This is a genomic window from Armatimonadota bacterium (assembly GCA_025059775.1).
Taxonomy (GTDB): domain Bacteria; phylum Sysuimicrobiota; class Sysuimicrobiia; order Sysuimicrobiales; family Sysuimicrobiaceae; genus Sysuimicrobium.
In genome coordinates, this window is the sequence record JANXCW010000005.1 from 91,477 (window position 1) to 108,673 (window position 17,197).

Consider the following 17,197-nt stretch of genomic DNA (forward strand, 5'->3'; position numbering starts at 1 on the left):
ATGCTGCGGCTACCCGGTTTCCAGCTCCACCGTCCTGCGAGTTTGTCGGAGGCTACGCGGATCCTCGCGGATCTGGGGCCGGAGGCGGTTCCCGTGGCCGGTGGGACGGATCTGTATCCCAAGATGAAGCGCCGTCAGATCCTTCCGAAGCACCTGGTAAGCCTGCGAAGGATCCCGGAGCTGCGCGGCTTTCGGGGGGACCCTCAAGCGGGGCTGGTGATCGGGGCAGGATGCACCCTCGCGGAGATCGCGGCGCACCCCATGGTCCGCGTGGGCTACCCGGGACTCGCACAGGCGGTGGCCGTCTGCTCGAACCCCCTCCTCCACCAGATGGGCACCCTCGGTGGGAACCTCTGCCTCGACACCCGGTGCACCTACTACGACCAGACGGACCTGTGGCGGGAGGCCCTGGGGTGGTGCATGAAGGCCCCCGGCAGCTCGGACCCTACGGAAGTGCCCTGTCGGGTGGCCCCTGGAGGGGGGAGGTGCTGGGCGGTTTCCAGCGGCGATGGGGCCCCCATCCTCATCGCCCTGGGCGCGCGGGTCCGGCTCGTGGGATCCAGGGGGGAGCGGATCGTTCCCCTGGAAGAGCTGTACCGGGACGATGGCATCCGGTACCTGAACAAGGCCCATGACGAGCTGGTGGCGGAGGTGCTGCTGCCTCCCGTGAACGGGGTGCGCAGCACGTACCGGAAGGTGCGCCGCCGGGGGAGTCTGGACTTCGCGGCCCTGGGCGTGGCGGTGGCATTGCAGCTGGGAACGGACGGAACCGTGCAGAGGTGCCGCATCGTCCTGGGCGGGGTGGCCTCACGCCCCCTGGTGTTGGAGGAGGCCGCAAACCTACTGGTGGGACAAAAGGTGGAGCCCGAGGTGCTGGAACGGGTGTCCGAGGCCGTGTACCGGGCCGTGCATCCCATGGACAACGTGGACTTCACCGTGTACTATCGCCGGCGCATCGCCCCGGTGCAGGTCCGTCGGGCTCTTGAAGCCCTCGCGGCGTAGAAGAGGGCCGGGAAATGTTCCGCAACCCCTTTGTGGCCCCCTTCCCCACTCCCGAGGTCCCATGCTTCGAGCCCGTGGAACGGTGGGCCCGGACAGATCCGGACCGCCCCGTCCTCGTGTGGGCGCCCACGGGTCAGGTGGTGACCTACGGTCGCCTCTGGCATGCCTCCGGAAAGGTGGCGCGGGCTCTGCAGGAGCTGGGGGTAGGCAAGGGCGACCGGGTAGCCTTGCTCGCGCCGAATGCCCTGGAGCACCCCGTGGCCTTTTACGGGATCTTACGGGCAGGGGGCGTGGTAGTCCCCCTGAACCCCCTCCTGAAGCCTGCGGAAGTGGAGCGGTGCCTGAGTGAGACAGAGGCACGCGTGGTAATGGCTTCCCCGGAGTGGTGTCGGGAGCTGCAGGCACTTCCTCCAGCCTTGCCATTCCTTCGCTGTGTCCTGAACCTGGCGGAGCTGCTGGCAACCACGGAACCGTTTGGGAGCCCGGACCCCATCCCGATCCAGCCCGACCGGGATCTCGCCTGCATCCTGTTCTCGAGCGGGACCACGGGGCTCCCGAAGGGAACGCAGCTCACCCACCGGAACGTGCTCGCGAACATCCTGGCAGGCCATGCCCTGGGATTTGTGAAGGAAGGCACGGTGTACGTACACTTCCTTCCCTTCAGCCACTGCTTTGGCCTGCTGACCCTGCTGAATGCGGGGATCTGCGTGGGAGCCCGGCAGATCCTCCTACCGCAGTTCGACGCGCAGGAGGTCCTGTACTGGGTCGCGCACCATGGGGCCACGCAGCTGTACGCGGTTCCCCCTGCCCTGAGGGCCCTCGTGGAGGCCGCGGAGGCCCAGGGTTTTGCGTACCGGGGCCTCCGGTTCGTGAACACCGCGGCCCTCCCTCTGGATCCAGAACTGCAGCAACGGGCGGAGCGGGTGTTCGGGTGTCCCGTGACGGAGCACATAGGGATGACGGAGTGCGCGGGGCTCGCCAACCTCCTCCTCCCCCCCATGCCCCGAAAACCCCGGTCTGTGGGGCCGCCGGTGCCGAATCTGGAAGAGCGGGTGGTGGATCCGGACACAGGACGGGACCTGGGCCCCGGGGAGGTGGGAGAGCTCCTGGTGCGCGGCCCTATGGTCACCGTCGGGTACTGGCGGAACCCGGAGGCGAACGAGGAAGCCTACCTGGAAGAGGGGTGGTTTCGCACGGGAGATCTCGTGCGCTTCGACGAGGCAGGATACATGTGGTGGGTGGACCGCCGCAAGGAGATGATCAAGTACAAGGGCTACTCCATCGCCCCCGCGGAGCTGGAGGAGATCCTGCGCCAGCACCCCGCGGTCCGCGAGGCGTGCGTGATCCCAAAGCCCGACCCGGAGGTGGGGCAGATTCCCAAGGCCTTCGTGGTGCCTCACGGAGAGGTCACCGCGGAGGAGCTGCTGCGGTTCGTGGAGGAACGGGTGGCCCCCTACAAGAAGGTACGGGAGGTGGAGTTCGTGTCCGGGCTTCCGAAGTCCGCGGTGGGCAAGGTGCTCCGAAAGGTGCTCGCGGAGCGGGAACGCCGTCGGGCCGTGGGAGCCACCACCCGATCCTGATGTGGGAGGGAAGCATGCGCGGAGCGGACCTGAAACCCCAGCACTTCCTGTGGGAGGTACAGGAGGAGGTCGCCACCATTACCCTGAACCGGCCGGAACGGAAAAATCCTCTTACCTTCGAGAGCTACGCGGAGCTGCGGGATACGTTCCGCATCCTGAACCGGATGGAGGATGTGAAAGCGGTGGTGATCACCGGAGCGGGGGGCAACTTCTGCTCCGGAGGGGATGTCCACGAGATCATCCGGCCTCTCCTGGACATGGACGTGCGTGGGAAGCTGGAGTTCACCCGGATGACGGGGGATCTGGTGATCGCCATGCGGCACTGCCCGCAGCCCCTCATTGCTGCGGTGGACGGGGTCTGCGTGGGAGCGGGTGCCGTGATCGCCGCCGCGTGCGACCTGCGCCTGGGAACCCCCCGCAGCCGGGTGGCCTTCCTCTTCGTGCGGGTGGGGCTTGCGGGTTCGGATATGGGCGCGTGCGCCCTGCTTCCCCGCCTTGTGGGCCTGGGGCGGGCCGCGGAGCTTCTCTACACGGGTCGTGAAATGCGCGGGGAGGAGGCGGAACGGTGGGGCTTCTTCAACCGCCTGTGCCCGCCGGAGACCCTCCTGCAGGAGGCCCAGCAGCTGGCGCGGGAGATCGCGCAGGGCCCTACCTTCGCGCACGCCATGACCAAGCGCATGCTGCACAAGGAGTGGGACATGTCCCTGGACGAGGCCATCGAATCCGAGGCGCAAGCCCAGGCCCTGTGCATGTTCACCCGGGATTTCGCCCGCGGATACCAGGCCTTTGTGGAGCGCCGTAAACCCACCTTCGGGGGCGACTAGTGGACCGCGACCACCTACTCTGGCCCTTCTTCGGGGAAGCCCACCGCCGCCTGGCGCGGGAGCTGGAGACGTGGGCCCGGCGGGAGGTGGGACCGCTCGCGGCCCGGGAGGAGGAGGATCCGGAGGGGATGAGCCGGGAGCTCGTGCGCCGGCTGGGGGAGGCGAGTTGGCTGAGGTACTGCGTTCCCCGGGCCTACGGGGGGATGTTCGATAGCCTGGATGTGCGCAGCCTGTGTCTGGCCCGCGAGATTCTCGCGGGATACTCCGGACTGGCGGACTTCGCCTTCGCCATGCAGGGGCTGGGGAGTGCGCCCATCACCCTCTTCGGGAGCGATGCCCTGCGGACCCGCTACCTCCCGGAGGTAGCAAGCGGTCGCCGCATCGCGGCCTTCGCCCTCTCGGAGCCCCAGGCGGGTTCGGACGTCGCCGGGATCACCACCTCCGCCCGGCGCACGCAGGAGGGGTATGTGCTGGAGGGGGTGAAGACCTGGATCTCTAACGCGGGAGTGGCGGACTTCTACGTGGTATTCGCCCGCACGGGAGGTCCCGGAAAGGAAGGGCTTAGTGCTTTCGTGGTGGACGCGGATACCCCGGGGCTAGAGGTGAGCGAGCGGATCCAGGTCCTTGCCCCGCATCCCCTCGGGACCCTTAACCTCCGCGGCTGCCATGTTCCGGCGAGCCACCGGCTAGGGGAGGAAGGACAGGGGTTTGAGGTAGCCATGCGGACCCTGGACGTTTTCCGCCCGACGGTGGGAGCTGCGGCCCTGGGGTTCGCCCGCCGGGCTTTTCACGAGGCGTTGGAGTTCGTGCAGCGGCGGGTGGCGTTCGGGCAGGTCCTGAGCCGGTTCCAGATGGTGCGGGAGAAGCTGGCTTGGATGGCCCTGGAGGTGGACGCGGCGGCCCTGCTGGTGTACCGGGCCGCGTGGGTGAAGGACGAGCTGGGCCAGCGGGCCACCCGGGAGGCCTCCATGGCCAAGCTGTACGCCACGGAGGCCGCACAGCGGGTGGTGGACAGCGCGGTGCAGCTGTGGGGGGCGCGGGGGGTGGTGCACGGGAGCCCCGTGGAGCGACTGTACCGGGAGGTACGGGCGTTGCGCATCTACGAGGGGACCTCGGAGATCCAGGCCCTGGTGGTGGCTCAGGAGGTCCTCCGGTCCGCACCGTCGGAGCGCGTGGAGGAGGCTCCATGACGGAGCGCGCGGTGGAGGTCCGGTACGAGGAGGGCACCTGCTGGGTCACCCTGAACCGGCCGCCCCACAACATCCTCACCATTGCGGTGATGCGGGAGCTCGCGCGTATCCTGCGCTCGGCCGCGGAGGACCGTACGGTGCGGGCCGTGGTTCTGGGGGCCCGGGGGCGGTCCTTCTCCGCAGGGGTGGACGTGGCGGAGCACACCGCGGAAAAGGTGCACGGGATGCTGGAGGCCTTCCACGACCTGTGCCATACCCTGGTTTCGCTCGACGTGCCCACGGTGGCCTCAGTCCAGGGGCCTGCGTTGGGGGGTGGGTGCGAGGTGGTGGCCCTATGCGACGTAGTGGTGGCCGCGGAGGAGGCCACCTTCGGGCAGCCCGAGATCCGGGTGGGGGTGTTTCCGCCCGTCGCTGCGGCCACCTTTCCCTTCCTCTTCGGCAAACGCGGGATCTCCCTCCTCCTCACCGGCGAACTCCTCCCCGCCCGGCGGGCCCAGGAGCTGGGGCTGGTGACGGAGGTGGTCCCCCAGGAGCAGCTGGAGGAGGCGGTGCGACGGGTGGTGGGGCAGCTCCAGGCCCACAGCGGAGCGGTCCTTCGCCTGGCGAAGCGGACGGCCGTCGCTACGTTCCGGCGGTGGTTTGCGGAGGCATTGCAGGAAGCGGAGCACCTCTACCTGGGGGAGCTCATGGCCACGGAGGACGCCCACGAAGGGCTCCGGGCCTTCCTGGAGAAGCGCGGGGCCAGCTGGAAACATCGATGAGGGGAGGGTGACGGGGGTGAAGCGGGCGGAGGCGGTGCACGGTGCGCGGCAGGTGTACGAGAGCCTGCGGGTGGTGTTGGAGGCCCTGGAACGGGCAGGGGAGCCAGCCATGGTGGTGGACAGCCGCCAGCGGGTCCTCCTGTGGAACCGGGCGGCAGAGAAGCTGCTGGGATGGTCTCAGGAGGAGGTGGTGGGTCGCCCATGCTACCGGGTGGTGGCCGGCTACGACCGGAGCGGGCACCTGGTGTGCTGCCCGGGGTGCCCGGAGTTCGCCATGGCCCGCGCGGAGGGAGCCATCCCTCCCCGGGACGTGTGCTACCGCACGCGGGACGGCCGGTACGTGTGGGTGAACACCAGCACCCTGGTGCTCCGTCCCGACCCCAAGGGCGGGGACGTGTTCCTGGTACATCTCTTCCGGGACGTGACCCACCAACGGACCGTGGAGGAGCTGGTGGAGCTGCTCGCGACCCGGGAGGGACTCCTTGCCACGGTGGGCGCGGTCAAGCACCCGCTCACCCGGCGGGAGCGGGAGGTCTTGGCCCTGCTGGCCCAGGGGATGGACACGGAGGCCATCGCCCGCACCCTGGTCCTCTCCACCGCCACCGTCCGCAACCACGTGCAGAACCTCCTGCGCAAACTGGGGGCTCACACCCGGGCAGAGGCTGTGGCTCGGGCCCTCCAACAGGGGCTGTTTCCTCGGGACGGCAAGGGCCTACAGATGCATCAAGAAAAATGATGCATTCCTCGCATTGTCAACACATCCTGCTGTGGGCTAGGGTTTGACTGACCGGTTGGATAAAACTGAGGGATGCCGTGGACGAGCTGGAACGGATCTTTGACGACCTGAGGGCCCTGGTGGAGGATCCCACCTTCCCCGAGGTCCGGCGGTGGCTGGCGGCAAACCCGGACGGCAAGGTGGTGGGTTCCTTCCAGGTGTTCTTTCCAGAGGAGATCGCGCATGCCGCGGGCATGCTCCCCATCAAGATCGCGGGCGCGGGGGGGACCATCCAGGTACGCCAGGCGGATGCCCGCATCGCAGCCTTTGTGTGCTCCATCGTGCGGAGCTCCCTGGAGCTGGCCCTCTCCGGGCGGCTGGACTTCCTGAGCGTAATGGTGGTTCCCAACATCTGCGACGCGGCCCGGAATGCGTGCGGGGTGTGGGTCCGCAGCTTCCCGCACCTGCGGGTGGAGACCCTCTACCATCCCCACAACGCGGCGAGCGCACACGCGGTGGACTATCTGGTGGGGGAATACCGACGCATCGGCCGGATCCTGGAGGAGCTGGGTGGCCGCCCCATCACGGACGAAGCCCTGCGGGCCAGCATCGCGCTGTTCAATGAGAACCGCAGGCTCCTCCGGGAGCTCTACCGGATCAAGCGGGAGACCCCTTGGCTGGTGAGCGCGGTGGAGAGCTACCTCCTGGTGCGCTCCGCGGGCCTCATGCCTCGGGAGGAGCACAACGCGCTCCTACGCAGGGTACTGGAGCTGCTCCCGCATCGGCCCACCAAGAAGCAGGATCGCATCCGGGTGGTGTTCGAGGGCGGATTCTGCGAGCAACCCCCCCTGGACATGCTGGCGGTCATCCAGAACGCCTGCTACATCGTGGACGATGACCTCATGATCGGCCTGCGGTGGATCACGGAGGACGTACCGCTGAAAGGCGACCCCTGGCGGAACCTGGCGGACAGCTACCTGAACCGCTCCAGCTACAGTCCCGTGCAGCGGGATCCCCGCAAGCCCAAGGCGGAGATGCTCCTGCGCCGCATCCGGGCTTCCGGGGCGGAGGCGGCCATCGTGGCCGCGGCGAAGATGTGCGAGCCGGGGCTGGAGGAACAGGTTCACTACAGCCGCGCTCTGGAGGCTGCGGGCATTCCCCACCTGGTCATGGAGTTCGAGGAGACCATGACGGTCTTCGAACAGGTGGGGATGGAGGTGGAGACCTTCGCGGAATCCCTGCTGTTCCAGTTCACCTGACGGAGGCCACGATGAGTGCACCCACCGAGGGGATCCTGGGAGCGACCCGACGGGAAGGCAAGCGGCTCATGGACCTATGGTGGCAGGAGATGACGGAAGCCGCCCAGACGGGGCGGCCCACCGCATACGTGTTCGCCATGGGGTCCATGGCGGAGTTGCTCCGCACCTTCGACTTCGTGCTGAACTTCCCGGAGATCACCTCCCTGCAGATCGCGGTCCGCGGGCAGTCCCAGGCGTACATCCAGGCCGCGGAGGACTACGGGTTCTCCCCGGACGTATGCGGTTACGTGAAGGCGGACGTGGGGCTCCAGCTCCGGCAAGGGGAACATCCATATGGAAGGGTCCCCCGTCCCTCCCTGGTGGTGACCTCCAATGTCTGCAACACCTACATTAAGTGGTCCGAGATCTGGGAGCACCTCTACGGCTGCCCCGTGTTCGTGGTAGACCTGCCCGGGTGGCGGGGCCGGGAATCCGCGGCTCTGGACGGGGAGACCTTCCGCAACGACGCCCGCTACGTCCAGGGGCAGCTGCAGGAGCTGATCGGGCTGTGCGAGCAGATTACGGGCAGGCGCTTCGACGTAGACCGATTCCGGGAGCACCTGGCGGAAGCGAACCGAATGGCAGAGCTCTACAACGCGGTCTGCGAGACGAATCGTCACATCCCCGCTCCCTTCAACGCCGTCGTGGAGGGGGTGACCTATCAGGGGATCGCGCACCTGTACCGGGGAAGCCAGGAGGGAAGCCGGTACTTCCAACAGGTGCTCCAGGAGATGCAGGAGCGCATTCGGCTCGGCATGGCCGCGGTGCCGGACGAGCGGTTCCGGTTGGTCCTCGTGGGGACCACCTGCTACAGCCACTTTCGTCGCTTCGTGGAGCTCTTCGCCTCCTGGGGGGGTGTATTTGTGCACAGCACCTACATGGTCTTCGCGGGAGGCGGCTTCCTTCCGGGCTTCGCGTACGATCTGAGTCGGCCCCTGGAGAGCTTCGCGGAGCGCATGGTGGCCGCCGCATACTGGGGCTACACGGGATCCATGTTCTACCAGCAGGATTGGCTAGATGAGGTGGTGCGGCGGTGGCACGTGGACGGAATCTGCTTTCACGGCGTGAAGTCCTGCCGTACGGTCTCCACGGGTTTACCGGATGTGCGGGAGTGGATGCGGATTCAGCGAAACGTCCCCGGGCTCTTCATTCAGTCAGACCTCGTGGATCCGCGTCTGTGGTCCGACGCGCAGGTCAAGAACCGGGTGGATGCCTTCTTCGAGGCTCTGGCAGCCCACAAGGCGGCGACAAGGAGGTGAGGAACACGTGGTCATCGCAACCCGTACGCTGGTGGCTGGAGTAGACGTGGGGAGCACGCAGACCAAGGCGGTGATCATGAACCTGAACCGGATCATCGTGGGTCGGGCCTTGGTGGACACGGGTGCCCGGCTGAACGAGGCGGCCCGGACGGCCTTCGAGGCCGCTCTGCAGGACGCGGGGGCCTCGGAGGACGAGGTGGCCTACACCGTGGGCACCGGATATGGCCGGTTCAAGGTGGAGTTCGGGAACACCCAGGTTACGGAGATCAGCTGCCACGCCCGGGGTGCAGTGTTCCTCTTTCCGAACACGCGCACGGTGCTGGACGTGGGTGGGCAGGACACCAAGGCCATTCGGGTCGGACCCAACGGCGAGGTCCTGGACTTCTGCATGAACGATAAATGCTCCGCGGGCACGGGACGGTTCCTGGGCGCCGCGAGTGCAGCCCTGGAGCTGCCCCTGGGAGAGCTGGGGCCCCTTGCCCTCACCGCCCGCAACCCCGTTACCATCACCACCACCTGCACGGTGTTCGCGGAGTCGGAGATCCTGGGATGGCTCGCCCGAGGCCGGAAGGTGGAGGACATTCTCATGGGGGTGCATGCGGCCATCGCGGCCCGTAGCCTCTCCCTGCTGCGCCGGGTTGGGATCGAGCCGGAGCTGACCTTCACGGGCGGGGTCTCCCGGAATGTGGCCATGGTGCACCTCATTCGCCAGCTCAGCGGGGTACCCGTGAACGTGAGCGAGGAATCCCATTACTGCGGCGCCATCGGGGCCGCCCTCTTTGCCCTGGACCACGTCCTGGTGGGGGAACGGGTGCCCGTGGCGGCCGGAGCAGGAGGGGGAGAGGATGCTGGTCGCGGGCATTGACGTGGGCGCCACGTACACAAAGGCGGTTCTTCTGGTGGACGGGAACGTGGTGGGTCGGGCCATGCTGCCCACAGGCTTTAACTTCGCCCGGGCCGCGGAACGGACTCTGCAGGCGGCCCTGGAGGAGGTGGGCTTGCGCCGGGAGGAGGTGGGCTATGTGGCCACCACGGGCTACGGCCGGCACATGGTGCCCTTCCGGGACCTGGCCGTCACGGACCTTACGGCCCAGGCCTGGGCCGTCCACCGCATGTATCCCGAAGCCCGCACCATCCTGGACATCGGGGGACAGAACGTGAAGGCCATCCGGGTGGACGAGCGTGGGCGGGTTCGGGCCTTTCGCCTCAACGACAAGTGTGCGGCGGGCAGCGGGGCCTTCCTGGAAAAGACCATGCGGTACATGGGCTACACCCCCGCGGACATCGCGCGGCTGGCGGAGGCGGCGAGGGAACCCGCGGTGGTGAGCAGTGTGTGTGCGGTCTTCGCGGAGAGCGAGGTCATCAACCACCTGGTGGCAGGCCGCAGCCCGGAGGACGTGTGCGCGGGAGCCATCGTGGCCCTGGCGGAGCGTGCGGGGCAGCTGATCAAGCGGCTGCGCGGGGAACCCGCGTACGTGCTTACGGGTGGGCTCGTCCGGGTTCCCCTCATGCGCCGGCAGCTGGAGCAGAACCTCAAGGTCCAGTTCCTGGTGCCCCCCGAGGAGGAGGGTGTATATGTGGCGGCCCTAGGAGCGGGCCAACTGGCGCAGGAGCGGCTGCACAGACTCGGAGAGCGGGCCACGGCCTAGCGGGAGGTGAGACGGGTGCCGGAAGATGTGAAGGCCATCGACTTCATGTACTACGTGGCCACCCCGGAGTTCATCGCCCGATGGAACCAGGCCAAGGAGGGGGAGTTGGTGTGCCGCATGGAGCGGGCCCTCGGCGGCAGCCTCCCCAGCTTCCCCAGCATCGAGGCCATGCTGCGTGCCATGGATGAGGCGGGCGTGGAGAAGGTCTTCATCACCCAGTGCAAGATGTGGTCCTACCGCAACCACTGGATGTACATGGACACGCAGCTGGAGGAGGTCCTCCAGTACACCACCCGCTACCCGGACCGGTTCGTGGGGCTCGCGGGATACAACCCCTACCGGATCCCGGAGAGCCTGAAGGAGATCGAGCGGGCCGTGAAGGAGTACGGCTTTCGGGGTGTGTACGTGCACATCTACGGCTTCGATATCCCCCTCCATGACCGGCGCATGTACCCCCTCTACGCCAAGTGCGTGGAGCTGGACGTCCCGGTCTCCATGCAGGTGGGGCACGTGCTAGAGGGTCAGCCCTCGGAGCACGGCCGGCCCATCTACCTGGATTGGATCCTGTGCGACTTCCCCACCCTGAAGGTCATCGGCGCGCACACGGGCTGGCCGTGGGTGGAGGAGCTCATCTCCGTGTGCTACAAGTGGGACACGGTGTGGATCGGCATCGATGCCTGGATGCCCAAGTACCTGAAGCCGGAACTCGTGCGCTTCATGAACAGCCGTCTGGGGCAGGACCGGTGCCTGTGGGGCACGAATGGCCTTCCCTGGAAGGAGAGCCTGCAGCAGCTGCGGGAGCTGGGCCTGAAGCCGGAGGTGTACCGGAAAGTGGTGCGGGACAACGCGGTGGCCCTGTTCCGGTTGGGAACGCCGGTCGGTGTGGGATAGGGAGGAGGGGCCATGGAGTTTCGGGATCAGGTGGCGCTCGTCACAGGTGGGGCCAGCGGCATCGGTCGGGCCACGTGCCTGGGATTCGCCGCCCGGGGGGCCCGGGTGGGGGTAGCGGACGTCAACCGGGAGGGCGCGGAGGCCGTGGCGGAGGAGATCCGCCGCGCGGACGGCCAAGCCCTGGCGGTCCCTATGGACGTCGCGGATCGGGCCAGCGTGGTGGCCGGATTACAGGGGGTTCTGGAGGCGTGGGGACGTGTGGATATCCTGGTGAACGCCGCAGGTTGGGATCGCATCGTGCCCTTCCTGGAGAGCACGGAGGATCTGTGGGATCGGATCATCGCCATCAACTTCCGGGGGGTGCTCAACACCTGCCATGTGGTCCTCCCCCACATGGTGGCCCAGGGCGGGGGCGTGGTGGTGAACATCAGCTCCGATGCGGGTCGGGTGGGGTCCAGCGGGGAGACGGTGTACTCGGGGGCGAAGGGGGCGGTGATCGCCTTCAGCAAGGCCCTGGCCCGGGAGGTGGCCCGGTACAACATCCGGGTCAACGTGGTGGCTCCGGGAATCACGGACACGCCCCTCCTGCGGCAGATCATCGAGGCAGGCAACGAGAAGCTCATCGAGGCCATCGTCCGCTCCACGCCCATGCGACGCATGGCCCGCCCGGAGGAGGTGGCGGAGGCGGTGCTGTTTCTGGCCTCCGATCGTGCCTCCTTCATCACGGGCCAGACCCTCAGCGTCTCGGGCGGACTCACCATGGTGTAGCCGTGCGGTCCACGGAAGAGCTCATTCGGGAACACGAGGTCATCTTGGGAGCCCTGGAGGGGCTGGAACGCCACCTCCGGCAGGCGCAGGGAGGCGGTGCCCTCCAGCCCGGGTATGTGCGGGACCTGGTGGCCTTCTGCCAGGGGTTTGTGGACCGGTGTCACCATGGGAAGGAGGAGCACTGCCTGTTCCCCTGTCTGGAGCGGCGGGGGATTCCCCGGGAGGGTGGGCCCATCGGGGTGATGTTGATGGAGCACGAGATGGGCCGGCAGCTGGTGCGCCGGATCGCGGAGGCCGTGGAACGCTACGAGGGGGGGCAGTCCACAGTCGAGGCGGTGGTAGAGCTGGGGTGGCAGTACCTGGAACTGCTACGCGCCCACATCGCCAAGGAGAACGAGATCCTCTTCCCCATGGGGGAGGCGGTGCTGCAGGTGGAGGATGACGGACAGGTGGGGCGCTGCTACGATGGAGTCGAGCACGTACAGGGGGAAGGAGAACACCAACGGCTGACGCAGCTGGCCGAGCGCCTGCGCGGAGGATGAGGATGAGCCCCAGTTCCGCGGCTATCCGCCCGCACGTAGCGGCCCTGGAGGCGTCGCTTTCCCCCAAGCAGGCGCAACTGCTCCGCAGCACCTACCAGGTTCTGGCCGAGTATGGCCTCAAGCACATGACCCTACGAAGGGTGGCGGAGCGGGCGGGGGTCAACAAAGGCCTGTTGCTCTACTACTTCGGCACCAAAGAGGACCTCATTCTCTCCACCATGCGGTGGGTCCTGGCTCGGGTAGGCCGGCGGATCTACGCCGCGGTAAGTCAGGCGGGGAGTGCGGAAGACAAGGTGCGGGCTACCATCGACGCCATCTTCGTGGATCCCCGGGCGAACCGCGACTTCTACCTGGTGTACCTGGATCTGGTGGGCACCGCGGCCCGACAGCATCGCTTTCAGGAGCTCAGCGTGACCTTTCGGAACATCGTGGACGCGGTGTACGCGCACATCATTGAGGAGGGCATAAGGGAAGGCACCTTCCGGGTGCGGGATGTCCAGGAGGCGGCCTCCGTGGTACGGGCGGTGGTGGACGGATTCTTCCTCCAGTGGCTCCACGAGCCCGATCTGGAGGCCACCCACCCCCTGGTCCGGGAACGGTGCAAGCAGGCCATCTTCACCTACCTCAGGGCCGGATAGGAGTCCCCTTACCGGCCAAGCCTTCCCGGCCGATCCCGCCCGCCTGCTCCCCGCACCAGGTCCCGGATGACTCCTACCAGCATGTCCGTGAGGATCTCGAAGGTCGCCTCCCCCTCCTCCCGGGTGGCCTCCGCGGGTGCCCCGCAGTACGCCTGCTCCAGCCCCATCGCTCGGAAGTCCCGAAGCCCCCTCTGGATGGCCTCCACGAGGCTGATGGGGATCGGAGGCAGCGCCCGCATGCGCTCTCCGTGCACCCACTCCGGCCGCTCCGCCAGCACGAGGGAGGTCTCGTACCGGCCCGCGTGGCAGGCGCCGCTGCGGAACTCCTCCGGAAGGCGCACCGCGCGTTCCCTCCGGGTGAGGTCGAGATACCCCACCGCCCTACCCGTCCGGGCCTCCACCGTGTCCAAGGCCCGGTGGATGGCGCGCAGGTGCTCGGGCTCGAAGTGGTTGTTGACCACCACCAGGTGCCGGAAACCCTGCCGGAGTAGGTCCGTACATAGGTCCACGAGGAGGGCAACCAGGGTCTCCTCCGAGAGGCTCACCGCACCGGGGAACGCACCCGCGTAGCGGGTGACGCCGTAGGGGAGGGGTGGGAGCACCAGGGGCCGCACCTCGGGATCGTCCTGGAGGCGCGCCGCGGCCCGCCGGCACATTCCCAGGGAGATGAGGAGATCGGTTCCCAGAGGCGCATGCGGGCCATGCGGCTCCACCGCTCCCAAGGGCAGGAGCAGGACCGGAATCCGCGGATCCCGCAGCAGGGCCTCCGCCTGTGGCCAGGTCAGGGCCGCGAACTCCGTGCTCAGATCAGGAGGTACCGTCGCCGCACCTCCTCGTTGCGCTGCAGCTCCTCCACCGTCCCCTCGAACCGGATGCGGCCGTCGTCGATGATGTAGCCTCGGTCCGCAATCCGGAGCACCGCAGGCACATTCTGCTCCGCCACCAGAACCGTGAGACCGCTGCCCTTGAGCACCCGGATCCGCTCCTCCAGCGCCCGCACCAAGAGGGGAGCCAATCCCTCCATGGGCTCGTCCAGCAGCAAGAGATCCGGATTTCCCACGAGGGCCCGGGCGATGGCGAGCATCTTCTGCTCCCCACCGCTGAGGGCGTTTCCCCGATGGTGACGCTTCTCCCGCAGCACGGGGAAGAGCTCGAACACCCGATCCAGCGTCCAGTACCCGGATCCGCGGGGGCGGAAGGCGATCTCCAGGTTTTCCCCGACCGTAAGGTCGGGGAAGATGCGGCGGTCGTCGGGCACGTACGCCATCCCCCGTTGCGCGATGCGATGGGGCGCTAGCCCCGTGATGTCCTCCCCCCGGTACCGGATCCGACCCCGCCGGGGCGGGGTGAGGCCTACGATGCTCCGAAGGGTGGTGGTCTTGCCCGCCCCGTTTCGGCCCAGCAGGAACACCACCTCCCCTTCCAGGACCCGTAGGGAGACGTCGAAGAGCACGTGGCTCTGCCCGTGATAGGTGTGGATGCCCTCCACCTCAAGCATGGGCGCTTCCCAGGTATGCGGCCTGCACCGCGGGATGCCGGCGCACCTCCTCGGGACTTCCCTGCACCACGGTCCGGCCGTGGTGCATCACCGCGATGCGGTGGGCTGTCGCGAACACCACCTCCATGTCGTGCTCACAGAAGAGCACCGTGAGCCCTTCCTCCCGGTTGAGCCGAGCCAGGAGCCGCAGGGTGGCCGCCGTCTCCTCCGGCGACATCCCCGCGGTGGGCTCGTCCAGCACCAGGAGCTTCGGGCGGCCGGCGAGGGCGATGGCGATCTCCAGGATGCGCTGGTCCCCATGGGAGAGGGCCCCCGCGAGGTGGTGGGCTTTATCCGCCAGCCCCACGTGCTCCAGGATGGCCCACACCTCCCGTGTGGCAAACCGGGAGGCGGGGAGCGCCAGATGGAGGGTTTTCCCGTGGTGGCTCAGCACCGCCACGTGCACGTTGTCGAAGACCCGTAGCCGGGGGAAGACGTTGGCGATCTGGAAGGTGCGGCCGATGCCGAGCGCGCAGCGCCGATACGCGGGCCACCGGGTGATCTCCCGGCCCCGGAAGACCACGCGCCCGCGATCGGGCTGGAGTACCCCGGTGATGAGGTGGAACAGGGTGGTCTTCCCCGCGCCGTTGGGGCCGATCACCGCCACCACCTCCGCCTCCCGCACTTCCACGGTGGCTCCCCGTAGAGCGGGGAACCCATCGAAGGATTTGTGCAGCCCTTCCGCCAGGAGCAGGTTACCCATGGACATCCCCCGCGGGTGCGGGCCGGGGTGTTGGCTCGGGGGTTTTCTGGGCGCGCTGGGCTCCCAGGGTCCCCAGGATCCCCTCCGGGAGGAAGAAGATGAGCAGGATGAGAAGAACCCCGAGGATCAGGGTCCAGTACTCGGTGTATCGCCCCGCGAAGGTCCGAAGGGCCACCACCAGGGCGGCGCCGAGGAGCGGTCCCGGAAACGTGAACCATCCGCCCAATAGGCACATCACGAGGATCTCCAGAGAGAGCACCCAGAAGAGCATGTTCGGGAACACAGACCGCTCGAGGACCACGTACAGGACCCCCGCGACCCCCGCGAAGAAGGCGGCCAGGACCATGGCCGCTAGCTGGTGCGCCCGCACGTGGATCCCCACCACCTGGCACCGCTGCGGGTTGTCCCGGATGGCCTGGAGGGTGAGGCCAAAGGGGGAGCGCACCACCGCCCACAGCACGAACAGGGAAGCCGCCACCGCGGCCAGGATGAACAGGTACGCGTTTCCCAAGGGCTTGAGCACCGCGGGGAGGGGAATCCCGTGGAGGCCGTTGTCCCCACCGGTCACGGGGTACCACCGGAGGGCCACGATCCATACGAAGGAACCCAGGGAGAGCTGCAGCATGCCGAAGTATAGGCGCTCTAGTCGCACGCACACGAGCCCCATCAGAAGCCCCGCGAGGGCGGCCGCCACGGGGCCGGCCACCAGGCCCACCCATGCGGGCCAGTGGAGCTTCGTGATGGCGATGGCCAAGGTGTAAGCACCGATTCCGTAGAACACCGCGTGGTGGAACTGGTACAACCCCCCGAACCCCAGCACGAGGTTGAGGCTGGCCGCGAGGAGCCCCGTCACCAGGATGAGGGCCAGCAGGTACACGTAGAAGGGCGGCAGAAAGGCGGGGACGCCGAGGAGGGCCACGAGGAGCACGCCCAAACCCAGCCGGGTGCCGTTCACCATACGGATCGCAACAGCCCCCGAGGCCGCACGAGAAGCACTCCCGCGGTGATGGCGTAGGGGAAGGCGACGGCGAACTGCGGCCAGATCAACAGCCCTACGGAGTGGGCCACACCGAAGAGCAGGGATCCCACCAGGGCCCCCCAGAGATTCCCGAGTCCCCCGATGATCACGATGAGGAAGCTTTCGATGAGCAGGGTGTGGTCCATGCCCAGGGTGATGCTGGTGGTGGGTGCCACCAGGGCTCCTCCCAGTCCCGCCAGGAGGCAGCCCATCCCGAAGGCCACGGCGAACACCCGGCTCACGTCGATCCCCAGGACGGCCACCATTTCCCGGTCCGTAGCCGCGGCCCGCGCGATCTTCCCGATCCGCGTGCGGTGCGCAAAGAGCCACAGGCCTCCCGCCACCAAAGGCCCTGCCCCCAGCAGCACCAGGTTGTACCGGGGCAGGGCCACGCCCAGGATGGAGACAGCACCCTGGAGTTCCTCCGGCGGCACGAGGGAGCGGTACGTCGGACCCCAGCCCAGCTTCACGAGGTCGTTGAGGATGAGCATGACGCCGAAGGTGAAGAGGATCAGCATGAGGTGCTCCCGCTGGTAGAGGCGGCACAGAAGCGTCCGCTCCACCGCGAGCCCCACCGCCGCGGTGGCCAGCGGAGCCGCCGCGAGGGCCACCCACAGCCGGGCCGGGTGCCCTTCCAAGGCCTCCGCCACCGTCCAGGCCACGAAGGCGCCGATCATGTACAGGGATCCGTGGAAGACGTTCGGCACCCGCAGCACGCCCAGTACGAGGCTGAGGCCCGCGGCCACGATGAACAGGATCATGGCCCGGCTCAGGCCTACGAGGATCTGGCCCAGGACGGCCATGGAATCCATGCCCTGCTCC

General features: G+C 67.8%; 19 protein-coding genes and 1 pseudogene. 15 read left to right on the forward strand and 5 right to left on the reverse strand.

From position 1 onward, the window contains the following. From N0A24_05435 to N0A24_05505, 15 genes and pseudogenes are all read left to right on the forward strand, one after another. Window positions 1–1,002 (forward strand): FAD binding domain-containing protein, encoded by a 1,002-nt coding sequence (locus N0A24_05435; GenBank protein MCS7172832.1) that lies wholly within the window; start codon window positions 1–3, stop codon window positions 1,000–1,002. Window positions 1,003–1,016: 14 nt separating this feature from the next. Further along, entirely contained in the window at window positions 1,017–2,582 is a 1,566-nt protein-coding gene (locus tag N0A24_05440) for an acyl--CoA ligase (GenBank protein MCS7172833.1), read from the forward strand. 14 nt (window positions 2,583–2,596) lie between these two features. Continuing rightward, window positions 2,597–3,406, forward strand: coding sequence for an enoyl-CoA hydratase family protein (locus N0A24_05445; protein ID MCS7172834.1), 810 nt, complete (start codon window positions 2,597–2,599; stop codon window positions 3,404–3,406). Further along, a complete protein-coding gene (locus N0A24_05450; GenBank protein MCS7172835.1) occupies window positions 3,406–4,596 on the forward strand; it encodes an acyl-CoA dehydrogenase family protein in 1,191 nt (396 codons plus the stop codon). Before N0A24_05445 ends, N0A24_05450 begins: the two co-directional genes overlap by 1 nt. After that, window positions 4,593–5,357, forward strand: a complete 765-nt coding sequence (locus tag N0A24_05455; GenBank protein ID MCS7172836.1) for an enoyl-CoA hydratase/isomerase family protein — start codon at window positions 4,593–4,595, stop codon at window positions 5,355–5,357. The genes N0A24_05450 and N0A24_05455 overlap by 4 nt, the downstream gene beginning before the upstream one ends. A gap of 73 nt (window positions 5,358–5,430) precedes the next feature. Continuing rightward, a pseudogene (locus tag N0A24_05460) lies at window positions 5,431–5,781 on the forward strand (PAS domain-containing protein). 66 nt (window positions 5,782–5,847) lie between these two features. Next, complete coding sequence (locus N0A24_05465; GenBank protein ID MCS7172837.1) at window positions 5,848–6,093, forward strand: LuxR C-terminal-related transcriptional regulator; 246 nt, start codon at window positions 5,848–5,850, stop codon at window positions 6,091–6,093. Between the two features lie 77 nt (window positions 6,094–6,170). Next, on the forward strand, window positions 6,171–7,331 hold the full coding sequence (locus tag N0A24_05470) for a 2-hydroxyacyl-CoA dehydratase (protein MCS7172838.1): 1,161 nt from the start codon (window positions 6,171–6,173) through the stop codon (window positions 7,329–7,331). Between the two features lie 11 nt (window positions 7,332–7,342). Then, window positions 7,343–8,629 (forward strand): 2-hydroxyacyl-CoA dehydratase family protein, encoded by a 1,287-nt coding sequence (locus N0A24_05475; protein ID MCS7172839.1) that lies wholly within the window; start codon window positions 7,343–7,345, stop codon window positions 8,627–8,629. Between the two features lie 7 nt (window positions 8,630–8,636). Continuing rightward, the gene (locus tag N0A24_05480) at window positions 8,637–9,494 is read left to right on the forward strand and encodes an acyl-CoA dehydratase activase (GenBank protein ID MCS7172840.1); all 858 of its coding nucleotides are present in this window, start codon (window positions 8,637–8,639) and stop codon (window positions 9,492–9,494) included. Next, complete coding sequence (locus tag N0A24_05485; GenBank protein ID MCS7172841.1) at window positions 9,475–10,278, forward strand: acyl-CoA dehydratase activase; 804 nt, start codon at window positions 9,475–9,477, stop codon at window positions 10,276–10,278. Before N0A24_05480 ends, N0A24_05485 begins: the two co-directional genes overlap by 20 nt. Before the next feature lie 15 nt (window positions 10,279–10,293). Beyond that, window positions 10,294–11,169, forward strand: coding sequence for an amidohydrolase family protein (locus tag N0A24_05490; GenBank protein ID MCS7172842.1), 876 nt, complete (start codon window positions 10,294–10,296; stop codon window positions 11,167–11,169). Window positions 11,170–11,181: 12 nt separating this feature from the next. Then, the gene (locus N0A24_05495) at window positions 11,182–11,937 is read left to right on the forward strand and encodes an SDR family oxidoreductase (GenBank protein ID MCS7172843.1); all 756 of its coding nucleotides are present in this window, start codon (window positions 11,182–11,184) and stop codon (window positions 11,935–11,937) included. A 2-nt stretch (window positions 11,938–11,939) separates the two neighbouring features. After that, entirely contained in the window at window positions 11,940–12,479 is a 540-nt protein-coding gene (locus N0A24_05500) for a hemerythrin domain-containing protein (GenBank protein ID MCS7172844.1), read from the forward strand. Between the two features lie 2 nt (window positions 12,480–12,481). After that, window positions 12,482–13,117 (forward strand): TetR/AcrR family transcriptional regulator, encoded by a 636-nt coding sequence (locus tag N0A24_05505; protein ID MCS7172845.1) that lies wholly within the window; start codon window positions 12,482–12,484, stop codon window positions 13,115–13,117. A gap of 8 nt (window positions 13,118–13,125) precedes the next feature. Here N0A24_05505 and N0A24_05510 read toward each other — a convergent pair whose 3' ends face one another. The 5 genes from N0A24_05510 to N0A24_05530 are packed head-to-tail and all read right to left on the reverse strand — an operon-like array spanning window position 13,126 to window position 17,187. After that, entirely contained in the window at window positions 13,126–13,923 is a 798-nt protein-coding gene (locus N0A24_05510; GenBank protein ID MCS7172846.1) for a creatininase family protein, read from the reverse strand. Further along, window positions 13,920–14,615, reverse strand: coding sequence for an ABC transporter ATP-binding protein (locus tag N0A24_05515; GenBank protein MCS7172847.1), 696 nt, complete (start codon window positions 14,613–14,615; stop codon window positions 13,920–13,922). The genes N0A24_05510 and N0A24_05515 overlap by 4 nt, the downstream gene beginning before the upstream one ends. Beyond that, complete coding sequence (locus tag N0A24_05520) at window positions 14,608–15,357, reverse strand: ABC transporter ATP-binding protein (GenBank protein ID MCS7172848.1); 750 nt, start codon at window positions 15,355–15,357, stop codon at window positions 14,608–14,610. The genes N0A24_05515 and N0A24_05520 overlap by 8 nt, the downstream gene beginning before the upstream one ends. Continuing rightward, window positions 15,350–16,315: a branched-chain amino acid ABC transporter permease gene (locus tag N0A24_05525; GenBank protein ID MCS7172849.1), complete on the reverse strand. Its 966-nt coding sequence runs from the start codon at window positions 16,313–16,315 to the stop codon at window positions 15,350–15,352. Before N0A24_05525 ends, N0A24_05520 begins: the two co-directional genes overlap by 8 nt. Beyond that, the gene (locus N0A24_05530) at window positions 16,309–17,187 is read right to left on the reverse strand and encodes a branched-chain amino acid ABC transporter permease (protein MCS7172850.1); all 879 of its coding nucleotides are present in this window, start codon (window positions 17,185–17,187) and stop codon (window positions 16,309–16,311) included. The genes N0A24_05525 and N0A24_05530 overlap by 7 nt, the downstream gene beginning before the upstream one ends. Window positions 17,188–17,197: the final 10 nt, after the last annotated feature.